We start from the raw sequence: 14,548 nt of genomic DNA on the forward strand, positions 1-14,548 counted from the left end.
AACTACGTGCCTTTCCGGAGCGCTCAAGCGCAACTACGTGCCTTTCCGGAGCGCTCAAGCGCAACTACGTGCCTTTCCGGAGCGCTCAAGCGCAACTACATACCTTTCCGGAGCGCTCAAGCGCAACTACGTGCCTTTCCGGAGCGCTCAAGCGCAACAACATACCTTTCCGGAGCGCTCAAGCGCAACAACATACCTTTCCGGAGCGCTCAAGCGCAACTACATACCTAAGATTTAGTGGGGGCAGAACATCCTGTCTGCCCCGTAAATTGCTGATTGAAAATGGTGTAATATCTGAGTTAAACGGACTTAATGTCAAGTCTGTTTAACTCAGATACAATTCAATTCATCCTCATGGCAATAGCACAATATCTCGGGATACTAAGAAGTCTGCTGGCTTATTCTCAAGAGTGGCAAACTTAACTTGACCGAAGAATAAATCACCAGTAGTCTTGCTATAGCTGAATTGGTTTAGGGAAGTAGCACCAAAACTGCGGTGAATTTCAATTTTGTCAACTTCACTTTTCTGGAAGTCTTTGATGGTGTCAATGCCTGTGGGAGCAAAATAGAATCTGAATCCATCCGCCCCTGCACCACCCCAAAGAATGTTGTTGCCGGCAAGGTCAATATCGCCACCACCAGCTAAGACATCATTGCCATTACCACCATTGAGGATGTCGTTACCACCACCACCAAAAAGTTGATCGTTATCATCGTTGCCGTAGAGGATATCGTTACCTTTCATGCCTTGTATGTCATCATTTCCAGCATCACCTAAAAGCGTGTCAATTCCATTACCACCAAGAATGATATCTCTGCCACCTCTACCATTGATTAAATCGTCTCCATCCTCACCTTTGAGGAAGTTCTTGCCAGCGTTACCCAGCATATAATTATTCAATTCGTTACCAGTGCCATCGATATCAGCAGCATCACTCAAGGTGAGGTTTTCGACGTTTGCACCCAAAGTATAGCTGATAGTGGAAGTGACTACGGTATCAGTACCTTCGGCAGCTTTCTCGGTAACTAAATCAGCAACATTATCAACCAAATAAAGGTCATTACCGCTACCACCATTCATGTCGTCGGCACCAGCACGACCATATATGATGTCGTCGCCTGCACCACCATAGATTTGGTCATCGCCATCACCACCATCTAGGAAGTCGTTACCACCTCCACCAAATAAGTAATCGCGATCGCCTAAACCATAGAGAGAGTTGTTCGCATCATTACCTAGAATAGCATTGTGCGCGTTGTTTCCCGTCGCATCAATGGCAGCGGTTCCCTTCAAATGCAGGTCTTCGACGTTCACTCCTAAAGTGTAGCTGACGGTAGATTCTACCAGATCGATACCTTCGGCAGCAGACTCAGTAACTACGTCAGCAATATTATCGACAATGTACTTATCATTACCGCTACCACCATACATTTTGTCTGCACCAGAACCACCATCAAGCTCATCATCTCCTGCTTTACCGTAGAGAGTGTCGTTGCCTGCTAAACCTGTGAGAGTATCGTTATCAGGAGTGCCATGTAGTAAGTCGTCTTTGGGAGTACCTGGAATCTTAGCCATGTTAAATTTCTCCAAAAAAAATGATGAATTTGTCTGAACTGTATCGGGCACTAGAAAGTGTCGCGATACGTTAAGAACTTATCTACAAATTGCAAATCTAATTGGCTATTTGCAGATGCCAGATGCGGCGATAGGTGAGCATTGCACTCAAGACTTTGCTGTGAATTTGAGTGAAATGTGAATTGAAATAATAGGACAGATCGCCATACTTAAATAGCATGGGGTTGATTGCCTGATTGGTTGAAATCTAACGCTGCACGCTGATATATCAACTTTGTCCTGATTTATGGTGAACGTCCAGGACAGTTAGACAGTTAAGCTAGCCACTTAAGAAGTAAAGTAAGAATATCTAAAAATCTCTAAGTTATTTTAGGATTGAAATTGAGGGCTGATGTACAAGTTTGCGGCGGCTGCGGAGGATGAATTAGTTGTGTTTGGTGCGGCCAAACCGGGCTACCGCGATGAGGAAGTTGCTGGCTGGATTGATTTTATGCGGCGACAGAAGATCGATCGAGTTTGTTGCTTGCTTCCCCAGACACAACTCATCGGCTATGGTGACTTGTTGGGAAGCTATGGAAATGTTTTTGGGTGCGATCGCGTTTGCTGGGCTCCGATCGCAGATTTTGAATTGGCCGATCGCGAAATTTTAGTCGATCGCATTTTACCGTTTTTGACATCTGCAAGTCGATCGGGCGATCGGGTGGTGGTTCACTGTGCTGGCGGGATTGGGCGCACAGGACAGGTTTTGGCTGCTTGGTTGGTTAGCGGGCGGGGTTTTTCTAACCAAAAGGCGATCGCGGCTGTGAAAAAAACTGGCAGAAATCCTTATGAAGCTGCGATCGCTGCTGTTTTCAAGGGTCGAAATCCGTGGAAAGTCGCTGCTGAACTTGATGCTTTGTTGGATGATTGTCGTTGACAGTTGACAGTTGACAGTTGACAGTTGACAGTTGACAGTTGACAGTTGATCGCTTGAGTGCACTTGATAAAGGAAGGAGGAGGATTGGAGTAATGATATCGTTTCCGGTTACATCGATGTTGTTTAAACAGTCACCGGAAAAGGGTTCCGGCTTTCAACCAATTCTTGGTGGTTAAAAAGTCGGTTTCTGATCTCGCAAATGCCTAAATGGTGTTCAACATAGGAGATCGATCGCCTTCAATGACTATTGACTATTGACTATTGACTGCTGACTACCCTTCGGCTTCGCTCGGGGGGCGAGCTGACTACTGTCAACTGACTACTGTCAACTGTCAACTGTCAACTGTCAACTGTCAACTGATTTGTCACTGCTTCGGCGAAGGGAACCGGCGCATCAAGCTGCAACCAGTGGCTGGTTTCTGGTATGACTGTGGTGGCAATTTGGGGGCGCAGTATGTGGAGGCTGAAAGGCCAGGAGTTTGCCGGCGCGAGGACTGCTGAGATTTGAGTGCCCGGAGTTGCTAGGATGCGATCGATCGCACCAACTGCATCGTAAGCAAACATACCTTTGTACATACCGATGAGACGATCGCGCGGCGTGGCTGCGAGGCGTGCGATCGTGGTTTCGCGCGTCGCAGTTGTACCGCCGTCGAGGGCTTGGGAGAACTTTTCCTCTGCCGCAGCGCGGTAGCTGTCGCCCGCTAGCGCTGCGAGGAAGGGAACCATCTGTTCTTCGTACACGGAGGGCGGCAGGTAGTTAAAGTCACCGGGGGGATCGGCTAGGATGACGCGGGTGATGCGAGTTGGGGCGCAGTCGGCGGTGGCGAGGACGACGAGGGAACCGAAGCTGTGTCCGACGAGGGCTACTTGGGGGATATTCAGCGCGTCGAGGATGGCGATGATGTCGGTGGCGCAGCTATCGGGGGTGTAGTCGCCGTCTGCGGGCGGTTCGGAGGCGCCGTGGCCCCGGAGGTCGATCGCCAAAATGCGCTGGTTTTGGCCGAGATTGGCGCGCAAAAGTGCGATCGTCTCGTCCCAGACTCCGAGGTGGTATGCCATACCGTGTACGAAGAGGACGGGGATGGGTTCTGCTTCTGCGCTGCTTGCTGCGCCCGTGTCGGTGAGATTGAGTCGCCCCGCTGGGCCGGTGACAGTTGCAATGTGCATAAAATACCTGGACTTTAACGTTGTTCGGATTGGTTCGTAGTGCGGACTTCAGTCCGCATAATGCTACGGACTGAAGTCCGCACTACGAACCGTTTTTGTCATGGTAATCGACCGGAAGCGATCTGCGCGATCGCAAATATGAATCATAATTGGAACCTGCGGCATGAATAATTTGCAGTCGCCCCTCAACTTGTTTTACTCAAAGATAGCCCCATCCAAGCAAGCTTTTTTCAAGTCTACTTTACCTAAAGTTGCACCTCTTAAATCAGCATTTGTTAAGTCAGCATTACTTAAATCTACATTAGTCAAATCGGCACCTCTGAGATTAGCATTGCTTAAATTTGCCCCAGCTAAATTTGCCCTCACAATTTGTGACTTATGCAAGTTGCAGCCACTCAAATTAGCCGATTGCATCTGTGCTGCTGCTAAAATTGCTTTATTTAAATTAGTGCCGCTCAGGTCAGCCAAATTCAATTTGGCATAACTCAGATCGATGTTTTCCAAACAAAGTTGGCTCAATTGAGCGCATCTCAAGTTAGCATTAACAAAATATCTGTCTCCCGCCGCATAACGGCGCAGCAATTCGTCAACTCCCAGCCGAGTTAAAACCGGTTCGGCCGCCTTTTGATAGCACCACGATGTCTCCAGCAAACTCGCGGCTGTTTCAATTGCTACCTTGTCGGATTTAGGTAGAACCAAGCTATTGCAGCCATCCCACTCGCCGCCTAGCATAAATGCCATTTCAGAAGCTGCTGCAATTGAGTCGCAAAGCAAAACGGTTTCTGGTTTGGGTGGCAGCCAGTTCATTAAAGCGATCGAACTCTTGTTTTTCACTGTTTATTCAGGATTTGTTCGCGTTTCTTAAATTATAAGTTAAATTATTTTTCCTCTCTGGAAACAGGTAAGGTGCGCTGCGCGCACCTACCGTTTGAGTTCTTGCAATTAGTCCTAGATATTGCAGCAGTCAGAAGGCCTTTGTCACAATCTGACTGAGGACTTATGACTGATGATTAATCAGTCGTACTAACGTGGTCGATGCGCTCTAATTGCCAGAGAATTTGGTTGCCCTCGCGGCGCACGCGAGAAACTACCCAGTTGCGCCAAACCCAGTTGTCTCCGCGGCTGGTGACAGCGCTGGCATTTACATCCATCAAATCAGCCAGTTCAGAACTGGTAATCAAGTAGCCTTTGGTGGCAACTTCGTCAGCTATGTGCAACGTCTCGATCAGGTTGCGGAGTTCCTGAACCCTCACCTCGCGGGGTAAGTTCTCCAGGGTATCGGCAGTTGAATCCATCATGGTAGAGTTGGAGATCGGAAGGTCAGAAGTTATGACATAGGATTCTATCGTTTTGTTACCAGTTGTGTCCGTTTCTTCCAAAACAATTGGGTTTTCAATGTCTAGCGGCGATGACCCAGACTCATCTGTTGTTGGTCGATGCTGTTGCAGGGCGGGAGTGCGATTGTGAGAGAAGCTGCGGGCAATTTCATCGCATCTGTCGTTGTAGAAGTCGCCGGAGTGGCCGCGGACGTGTTCCCACTTGATTTGTCGGGAATTCAGCTTGTCTAGCAGGTGCCAAAGGTCTTGGTTGACGACATCTTTGCCTGTTGAGGTTTTCCAGCCTTTGTTTTTCCAGCCTTGAATCCATTTGGTGATGCCGTTTTTAACGTATTCGCTGTCGGTGTAAACGGTGACTGGTTCGGTTTGACCGGAATTGGCAAAAAATTCTAATGCAGCGACGGCCGCCTGCATTTCCATGCGGTTGTTGGTAGTTTGAGGGTCTGCACCTCCGAGTTCGTGACATTTGCCGTCGGCGAAGCAGATGACTGCACCCCAACCGCCGGGGCCTGGATTGCCGGAACAAGCGCCGTCTGTGTACAAGCTTTTGATTGTGGGAGTTGTCATGAGTTAATTAATTTGTTATTTACGATTATTTTGTTCGCGGGTGCGATAATTGAGGGAAATTGCGATCGACTGTAGATGCCCATGAAAAACGTCAACTTAAAGATTAAAAAGGTCGGGCTATTTGTTTGTCCGTTTTCTTTGTTAATTTTTAATACTTTCGCCCAGGCGCAAACAGTTGTGCCTGCTGCTGACGGTACTGGCACTGCTGTCATCCGCAATGGTAACCGCTACGATATTAACGGTGGCAGTTTGTCGGGAGACGGGGCGAATCTTTTTCACAGTTTTGGGCAGTTCGGCTTGAATGAAGGTCAAGTTGCTAATTTTCTGACTAATTCGGCTATTCAAAATATATTAGCTCGCATTGCTGGTGGGAACCCTTCGCTAATTAATGGTTTAATTACGGTCACGGGTGGCAATTCTAATCTGTTTTTAATTAATCCTGCGGGGATTGTGTTTGGCCCGAACGCGAGTTTGAATGTGCCAGGTGCTTTTACTGCGACTACTGCTAATAATGTGGGTTTTGGTTCTAATTGGTTTAATGCGGCAGGTACAAATAATTTTAGTGCCTTAGTTGGTGCGCCAAATGCTTTTTATTTTGGGGCGAATCAACCGGGAAGTATTGTTAATGCTGGCAATTTGGCTGTGACTCCGGGCCAAAGTTTGGCTTTGCTGGGCGGTACGGTTTTGAGTACGGGGCAGTTGTCGGCACCGGGCGGGCAAATTACTGTTGCTGCTGTTCCGGGCGAGAATGTTTTGCGGATCAGTCAACGGGGGCTTTTGTTGAATTTGGAAATACCAACTGACCAGAATTTGCGTAATTCTCAACAAAGTTTAAATCCTGTTTCTTTGCCGCAGTTGCTGACAGGTTCTGCACAAAATCAGGCGACGGGTGTTGCTGTTGCTGCTGATGGTAGCGTGCAGCTTGTGGACTCTGGTTTGCAGGTGAATTCTGGGGATGTGGCGATCGCTGCTGGGAATATATCTGTACTTCCGCAGGTGAATGCGGGAAGTGCGACTATTTCGGCGGCGGGAAATCTGACGTTAGCGGGGGCTAGGCTGCAAACTGCGGGGGATTTGAATTTGCTGGCACGGGATGCGGTGCGGGTTCGCGATCGCGTGCAGAATCCTTTTTTGGCGAAGGCTGGGGGGAATTTAGAGATTAGGGCCGATCGCGCGATCGACATTCTCACCTTAAACGCTACCGGCGGCTTATCTCTTCCCCCGCAATTTCAAAGCGGTGGCAATTTGAGTTTAGTCAGCAACGGTGTAATTTCGGGGGATGCTCACTTTGCTTCAAGGGGCAATTTTTTGGTGCGGAATCTGTCGGGAAGGCCGGGAAATTTTGTCAGTTTATTTGACCCGATTATCAGTTCCGAAGGTGATGTTTTATTGGGAGATTATACTGGGGTTTCGCTGAAAGTCGAGGCGAGGGGTAGCATTGTTGCGGAGGATATTACAATTACCGGCCCGGATGTTGGATTGCGGACTGAAAATGCGACTTCAGATCCAGATATTGCTATTTTAACTAGCAGTCCAGCCTTAATTCTCCGGGCGGGAGTAGCAAGTTTGGCAAATCCGGTGAGTATTTCTTCTGACAGTGTAGATGATGATAGTATTTTCACTTCGACGCCAATTTTGAGTGGCAGAACTTTGATTTCTGTGGACAACATTTCCGCAGGCGGGCCTGTGATTTTGTCGGCGGCGCAAGAAGTGGTAACTAGAAATATTAATGGCGGTCAAATTAATCTCGAAAGCAGGGAAGGGGCTGTGATAGTTGGAGGCAGATTAACGTCTGCTTCGACGATTAATATTCAGGCTGCTAACAATATTAATTTGACAAATGACATCGTTCCGGCTGATATCAACGGCAATATTACTCTGAATTCGACTGGGGGCAATATAGTAACTCGCGCGATCGACACTGGGAATTCTGGGGCGATCGCACTTACAGCATTCGGCAATGTCAATTTTGGGAATTTGCGGGGTTCTCAAGTTAATGTTATCAGCAACTCCGGCGCTCTGGGAGTGTTGAACGATCCCAATACAATCGTCCCAAATACTACACCTGCCAGCGTTACAGCAACCGAGAATGTCACCTTGGCAGCTCCTGGGGACTTAAACGTGGGGAACCTCACGGGTTCGACTGTCGGAGCTACCAGCCGCACCGGAAATGTCGCTACGGGTGCGATCGACTCTACGGGAGATGTCAGAGTTGTAGCGGGACAGCAAATCATTACAGCGCCAATCACTGTTAATCCGATCGCAGCAAATCCAGTTAATCCTACTACTCCCACAGTCAATCTGGACGCGAACACTAATATTAATGTAGCATCGGTTAATGCTCCCACTGCCACCGTTGCTTTGAGAGCAACCAACAACTTAACTGCCGGAAATTTGCAGGGGGGAGCAGTGGATGTTTCCAGCACCACGGGGAATATTACAACTACTAATACTGCATCAACAGGAAATATCAATATCAGGGCTCCTGGAAATGTAATAAACTCAGGAAATTTGCAGGGTATCGGAGTTAATGTTGCCAGCAATTCGGGAACTGTTACCACTGGTAATACCAACGCTACAGGTAATGTAGATTTGACAGCTTTTGGCAATTTAAATGCCGGGAATTTGCAGGGAGTTGGGATTAATCTTAACAGCACTACCGGAAATGTCACCGCTGGTAATCTCACCGCTGCCGAACAAGTTGGGATTTCGGCGGGCCAGCAAATTCAAACCGGGACAGTTAATATTACTCGCCCTACCACACAGCCAGTTAATCCCCTGTCGGCGGTAACTCTCAATGCTGGAAATAATATTAGCGCGATCGGGATAAATGCTCCTGCTACAAGGATTGTTTCGAGAACACCGACTAACTTTACTGCGGGAAATTTGCAAGGAAGTGCAGTTGATGTTAATAGCGGTGGCAATATTGCGATCGGCAATACTTTGTCAACGGGCAATATTAATTTAAATGCGGTGGGAAATGTGACTGCGGGTAATTTGCAGGGAGTAGGAATTGATTTAACTAGCCGTAGGGGAAATGTCACTACTGGTAATATCAATGCTACGGAAGTTGTGGAAATTTTAGCGGGAAGGCAAATCAGAACCGGGGCAATAAATGTTAATCCTGTGGTTGTCGATCGCACTTCTGGAGTAAATCTTAACGCTCAAAATGATATTAGCATTGCATCCATCAATGCTCCGGGCGGTACGGTGAATATCCAGACTCCGGGTTTGGTGCGGGTGACGGGTACTTTTGACCAAAACGGTACTCCTGTGAGTGTCTCGACTGTTGGCGGCACTCAACCGGGTACAGTGAGGATCGCCCACGGCGGCGGTGATGTCAATCCGCCGACACCTTTTGTGGTGGGAAATGCGAGGAATAATGGGACGGCTGGGGCGATCGCCAGCAATGATTCTGGTACGATTACTGAGGGACAATCTTTCATAAATTCTTACACTCAGGGCAATAGTGCGATCGTCACTACCAACCAGCCAATTAATCCCAACCAACCAATTAATCCGAATAATCCGAATAATCCCAACCAACCAATTAATCCGAATAATCCAATTAATCCGAATAATCCCGAGAATCCAATTAATCCGAATAATCCAATTAATCCGAATAATCCCGAGAATCCAATTAATAATAATCCAATCGATCGCAATAACCCAAATTCGTTGCCACCATCGCTAATCAATAGATTTCCATTAGATAGAAACCGGGTTTTTCCCGAGCCCAACCAACCCTTTAGTCGCGAACAGCGGCAGAATCAAAACAGAATATCCCGAGATATAGGAAAACCCGATGAAAGGATGCCGCCGGAAAGAATGCAATCTCCGAGAGGGCTCAGAAATTTCATCGTTGGAAATCCCAGAGAACCAGTTTTTGAGGCAGCATTTCGCAGCGACATCGGCAGGAACTTGGATGCAGGGAAATTATCAGCAGCTTTACCTCTGCTGGAGAAATCTTTTGGTCAAGAATTCGAGGAATATTTCGGTCTTAACATCAGCAAGGATTTACTATCGGTAGACGACATCAAGAAAAAATTAGTATCGGTGGGCGCAGAAACGAAAACGAAACCCAGCTTAATTTATCTGTTTTCGCGATCGGAAAAATTAGATTTAATGTTAGTAGATTCTTGCGGTGCAGTAGTTCACAAAACTGTGCCGGAAGCGCACCGGGAAGAATTGCTGAAAGTTGTAAAGGAGTTCAGGAATGAGATTACTAATCCAGCCAGACGTAATACTACGAGTTATCTATCATCTGCCCAACAGCTTTATAAGTGGATGGTTGAGCCTTTGGAGGAGAATTTGAAGAAGTGCGAAACAGATACTATTTCCTTTGTAGTCGATCGCGGTTTGAGAGGTATGCCCTTTGCTGCTTTGCACGACGGAAAGCAATTTTTGATCGAAAAGTACAATCTCAGCCTGATGCCCAGCATTAATTTAACAGATACTCGCTACGTGGATATCAGGAAATCTGAAGTTTTAGCAATGGGTGCGGATCAATTTTCGGAATTGAATCCTTTACCAGCGGTTCCTGCGGAAATAGCGGCTATTTCGCGAGAATGGCCGGGAATTAGTTTTCTGAATGAGGGTTTCACTTTCGATAATTTGAAGCAACAGCATGAAAGCCGACCTTTTGGGATTATTCACTTAGCTACTCACGGCGAATTTCGTCCGGGACTGCCGAATAATTCTTTTATTCAGTTGTGGGATAGTCGGTTAAGACTGAATCAATTGCGTGACTTGAGATTGAATAATCCGCAGGTAAATCTATTAGTTTTAAGTGCTTGTCGGACTGCGGTGGGTGATGACAGTGCGGAGTTGGGTTTTGGGGGTTTGGCGCTACAAGCTGGGGTGCAAACGGCTTTGGGGAGTTTGTGGTATGTTTCGGATGAGGGTACTTTGGGATTGATGGCTGAGTTTTATCAGCGTTTGAAGATTGCCCCAATTAAGGCGGCGGCGCTGCGAGAAGCGCAAATTGCGATGTTGCGGGGAGATGTGCGTTTGGAGGGCGGCAAGTTACGGGGTTCGAGTCGGGGTGAGGGAGTGGAGTTGCCGCAATCTTTGCAAGGGTTTGCAGATTTGAAGTTGTCGCATCCTTATTATTGGTCGGCTTTTGTGATGATTGGGAGTCCGTGGTGACTGGTAATCGGTAGTCAAGCCTTCAAATCTGAAAACCAAATAGAAACCTCAGCATCTGGATTTTCGGGTAGCCGAGTCCATCCAGTTGATTGGGCAAATCTCTGCTTGACTAGCGCCAGTTGATTTTCATTTTTATCCAAAGCATTGGAGACAACAAGTATGACTCTCAAATCTTGCGCTGTTGTAATTTTACTCTTAGCTTCTTCACCGTCAACTATTGGGAGTGAGAGGATTCTGTGTCTCATTTCCAGCCACGAACCAAAACGCAATTCATCGGTATCTTTAGTTAAAACGACAACATCTTTAGGTGATTTAACGGCAGATTTTATCTGAGTAACTACCGATTTAACATTCTTTTTTGACAAGATATCGACATAGAGAAAATTCTCTGTTGTTACGTAATTTTTCCGCAAAATTATAGCCTCAGCCCAATCAACTATATAATTGAGCGGGGGCAGCAATACAAAGAATACCAATACAACAGACAATTTTTGACAGTATAGATTTTTCATGATTTGAAATCCAGTAAATGTAGTAAGAAATCACAAAGAAGACAGTAAGTATAAAGAAAGGATTGCTGTAACGACCGATGCCTGCCATTAATAGATTTATTCCAGTTTTATAAGATATATATGCAATGAATATAAAAGGAATCGTTGTAATGCAGCCCCAAAGAATAATAAGTTTTTTATTGTATATATTTTTGCGAGCAGACTCTGCAACAAACCAAAAAGCTGCTAAGGTTCCTGCCAGACCTACAAATATTTTAAAAGTTTCTGCTTTCCGTGAAATATCTAAGGTAAATAACTGTTTAAGAATAGTGCTTGTAAACGTCAACAGCCTACCTTGAGTAAAAATTTCTGAATTGAATAGACCTAAACCTGGAGCTCCTATTAAACTCAATAAAAAACGCATTCCTCTTGTAGAAGGCGATGCCACAGGAATAGCAGCTTCAAATTGGTCTATAGCACTATTGACTCCAGAAAGTGCATGGTGAATAGCGCTCAGACCAATTACTGGCAAAAGGGTGAATACCGTACAAACTGCTAACAGGATAAAACGGTTTTTTAAGGTATATTGTTTGCTGAAAAACCATAAAAATACAGCTAGATAGGCGAGCATTCCTAGAGAAACTAAAAAAGCAGAGTATTTTAACCAGTAAATTCCTCCTAAAAGTAGACCTAGTAGAGCTGCATGAACTAGAAAGCGACTGTCAAATTTATTCCCTGAGTCTAAAATTGAGCACAGATACATTGCGTACAGTAATACCCAAGGCATGACTGCCCAAGGAATCACATCTCCTGCTGTACAAACCAATAATGAGCCAATTTCTATATAATAGATAGATAACAGGACAGCTATAATTATTTTGATTTTCTGGTCAGAGGTGAGAGTATCTATTACCTTTATCCACCCCAGACCGCCTGAAACAAACAAAAAGTATGCGGTTGTTCTGACTGCGATTCCTAAAGGCAATCCGAGGGCGATTAAAGGTAAAAATGCGAAGGTGACGCCGGGAGCGTGCCAGACTATCCAGGTTTGTATATCTTGAGAGATATCTTTTTGATTTACTGTGACAACTGAGTTGATCAAACTAGATCCTCCGCTTAACCACTGGTTGATTCCTTTGATTTGAGGGATTGGATCGAACTCTATTTGGTAAGGAAATACTGAGGCGATCGCAAAAAAGACAGTGACTATAAATAGAAATATTAAATATGGCGCTAATTTCTGATAACGAGAATTTGTTAAATTCATAATTATAGTTTTAATTGCGTGAAAAATAAACTATAAGTCACCTTTGCAAAAACTGGCGAAAAATGTGATATTTCTTAATAGTTATTGAAATTTTGGCTGGTAGGTATGTTCGCCAGCAAGAGGTGGGAGTGTTGGGTGGGGCGATCGCGCTTGTTGTCGATCGCGCTTATTGTCGATCGCACTGCGCTATCATTCGGATCTAAGCGGATTTGAGATCGATGATTTTTTGGGAAAGGTCGATCGCCCTTTTGACCTATTTTTTCGGTTTGGTGCGCCACCAGGTGATGCCGGCTGCGAAAAGGGCGATCGCGCAACTCAACAAAAAGGAGAATGCAAAGGGATGCAGGTGCATTACAACTGGGATGTGATGGTTTTGCACTGTCTCGAAGAGTTTGTCTGTACCGCTGGATGCGGCGATGCCTCCGGCTGCTAAACCTACGCCGATCGCCTGTACTGTGCTCTCTAGGCGATCGTCCCGATCTTTCTCTTTGTCCTCGCTGTTGCGGAGTGCGAGTTGATTGGTGCGATCGCTCCTAGCTTGTTCTATTTCTACTATGCCGCGTATTGAGGCGATCGCCTGGTCGATTAAGTTGGTGCCGTGGCGGAAATATCCTAAGTCTCCGGCTATTTGCGATCGCATATAAAGAGCACTTTTTCTACTGAAGTGATTTAATATAGATAGTTCTTCCTTATCGATTCCTATTATATCACAAATTGTTTGCAAAATGTCAATGTAATTGTTAAGATTTAGGACGATTGTATTGTCATAATCTTCGAGTTTCCGCAGCAGACAAGTATAAGTTACAGCTTTACTGAAGAGTTGCTTTAGCTGTTCCTGAAATTCCTGCAATTGGGCGGCAGTTAAGACGGTTCCTCTGGAAAATTGAGCCTGCAATATCTCCACATTTTTCTCAATAATGCGGTATTCGCGATCGAGTTCGCGGTAAATCAGGCGGCTGTCTTGAAAAACTTTGATGATTTTGTTGCGGTAAAATAGTAGGTCAAATATTTCTTCTTGGCAAGTGTTAAAATCCTTGTCGGTTTGTTTGTCAGCCAGCAGCCAGACAAGCAAATGGCGGTAATTTGCTATATCGGCAATTGAACCGTATTCAAAAATCGGACTACCAAATAATTTACCTGAACGATAAAATACAGGTGGCGAGTCGCCTTGGAATAAAGCATTGCGACATTCATCGGCGAGGGGTTTGAGGGAATCTAAATTATCTGAAGAGTTTTCGGGAAGCCCGGTGGTAATTAGGAGAGTTTGACCTAAAAAGTTGTCGTCGCCGTTGATAAGTAAGACTCGATTGGGGTTGAATTTCTGGATGAAATCGACACCTAAATTATTAGCGGTGCCGTCTTCCGGGCAACCTATATTTAAGCATAAAGCATAGCTGTCTTGAATTTGTAGCGGTTGGGCAAAACCTTCTATGGGTTGATTGCTGTTGAATTTTAGTGCGACATTTGGCAGTAAATCCTCGCGGTAGCTGTGAGAATTTGGCGGAAAAACTAGATTTGGTGTCAGCTTTTTATCGGTGAAGTTGGCGAGGATGTTGTCGCAGTGTTTCCAGAGAGGATTATGGCGGCCCTGACTGTCATCGTGCAGTTGGAAAGCGTATAGATAAACATTGGGGGCAGAAATTTTGTCGCTCATATTATTGGCGCGGGGGCTGTGAATTGGGAAGGCGTTTTTTGAGGTTTTCGGGTAACTCTGGATAGCGGTTTAATAGCCTTGGTTCTTGCTCTTCTTTTTTGGTGGGTTGCGGTTCTGGTTTTCTCTCAAATTTATTGATTTCATCTGTTATTTTAGGATAGTTTGCACACCAATCGCCAATGGCATCAGCTACTTCGTTGTTCGATTTATCAGCCATCTGGGATATTGTATTGCTGAGATTTGCTAAATCCTCAACCGCCCCGACTTGTTCAAATACTTCGGGTTTAGTTTCAAAGACTGCTAGGAAACCAGAAATAAATTCTTCATCTGTCATTGCCAATTTCTCCTTTGATTGTATTGTAGTTAGCCGGGGCGGGTTTTTGGGATTTACGGTGTGGTTTCACAGATAGTCGCGAACCCGCCCC

Annotated in this window: 11 protein-coding genes; 2 read left to right on the forward strand and 9 right to left on the reverse strand. The window is 45.8% G+C overall.

The genetic code is table 11. The features are described from left to right. Window positions 1–352 precede the first annotated feature (352 nt). Window positions 353–1,576, reverse strand: a complete 1,224-nt coding sequence (locus JGK16_RS08990) for a calcium-binding protein (protein WP_293192457.1) — start codon at window positions 1,574–1,576, stop codon at window positions 353–355. A 391-nt stretch (window positions 1,577–1,967) separates the two neighbouring features. Here JGK16_RS08990 and JGK16_RS08995 point away from each other — a divergent pair, with 391 nt between their 5' ends. Then, window positions 1,968–2,492 carry a dual specificity protein phosphatase family protein gene (locus JGK16_RS08995; protein ID WP_293185276.1) on the forward strand — a complete coding sequence of 175 codons (525 nt, stop codon included), beginning with the start codon at window positions 1,968–1,970 and terminating at the stop codon, window positions 2,490–2,492. Window positions 2,493–2,831: 339 nt separating this feature from the next. On the opposite strand, the gene JGK16_RS09000 is transcribed toward JGK16_RS08995, so the two are convergent. The 3 genes from JGK16_RS09000 to rnhA form a co-directional block, all read right to left on the reverse strand. Further along, the gene (locus tag JGK16_RS09000) at window positions 2,832–3,659 is read right to left on the reverse strand and encodes an alpha/beta fold hydrolase (RefSeq protein WP_293185274.1); all 828 of its coding nucleotides are present in this window, start codon (window positions 3,657–3,659) and stop codon (window positions 2,832–2,834) included. Window positions 3,660–3,854: 195 nt separating this feature from the next. After that, window positions 3,855–4,493 (reverse strand): pentapeptide repeat-containing protein, encoded by a 639-nt coding sequence (locus JGK16_RS09005; protein ID WP_293192459.1) that lies wholly within the window; start codon window positions 4,491–4,493, stop codon window positions 3,855–3,857. A gap of 176 nt (window positions 4,494–4,669) precedes the next feature. After that, a complete protein-coding gene (gene rnhA, locus JGK16_RS09010; RefSeq protein ID WP_293185270.1) occupies window positions 4,670–5,563 on the reverse strand; it encodes a ribonuclease HI in 894 nt (297 codons plus the stop codon). Window positions 5,564–5,644: 81 nt separating this feature from the next. Between rnhA and JGK16_RS09015 the strand changes: the two genes are divergently transcribed. Beyond that, window positions 5,645–10,711 carry a CHAT domain-containing protein gene (locus JGK16_RS09015; protein ID WP_293202981.1) on the forward strand — a complete coding sequence of 1,689 codons (5,067 nt, stop codon included), beginning with the start codon at window positions 5,645–5,647 and terminating at the stop codon, window positions 10,709–10,711. A 14-nt stretch (window positions 10,712–10,725) separates the two neighbouring features. On the opposite strand, the gene JGK16_RS09020 is transcribed toward JGK16_RS09015, so the two are convergent. The 5 genes from JGK16_RS09020 to JGK16_RS09040 all read right to left on the reverse strand — a co-directional run bounded on the left by JGK16_RS09020 (window position 10,726) and on the right by JGK16_RS09040 (window position 14,457). Continuing rightward, window positions 10,726–11,124, reverse strand: coding sequence for a hypothetical protein (locus tag JGK16_RS09020; protein WP_293192465.1), 399 nt, complete (start codon window positions 11,122–11,124; stop codon window positions 10,726–10,728). Window positions 11,125–11,143: 19 nt separating this feature from the next. Beyond that, window positions 11,144–12,469: a hypothetical protein gene (locus tag JGK16_RS09025; protein ID WP_293192467.1), complete on the reverse strand. Its 1,326-nt coding sequence runs from the start codon at window positions 12,467–12,469 to the stop codon at window positions 11,144–11,146. Between the two features lie 74 nt (window positions 12,470–12,543). After that, on the reverse strand, window positions 12,544–12,747 hold the full coding sequence (locus JGK16_RS09030) for a hypothetical protein (RefSeq protein WP_293192469.1): 204 nt from the start codon (window positions 12,745–12,747) through the stop codon (window positions 12,544–12,546). Then, window positions 12,723–14,123 carry a hypothetical protein gene (locus JGK16_RS09035; protein ID WP_293192471.1) on the reverse strand — a complete coding sequence of 467 codons (1,401 nt, stop codon included), beginning with the start codon at window positions 14,121–14,123 and terminating at the stop codon, window positions 12,723–12,725. Before JGK16_RS09035 ends, JGK16_RS09030 begins: the two co-directional genes overlap by 25 nt. 1 nt (window position 14,124) lies before the next feature. Beyond that, the gene (locus JGK16_RS09040; protein ID WP_293185264.1) at window positions 14,125–14,457 is read right to left on the reverse strand and encodes a hypothetical protein; all 333 of its coding nucleotides are present in this window, start codon (window positions 14,455–14,457) and stop codon (window positions 14,125–14,127) included. Window positions 14,458–14,548 lie beyond the last annotated feature (91 nt).

The sequence above is a fragment of the Microcoleus sp. PH2017_09_SFU_O_A genome, from assembly GCF_020738625.1.
GTDB lineage: Bacteria > Cyanobacteriota > Cyanobacteriia > Cyanobacteriales > Microcoleaceae > Microcoleus.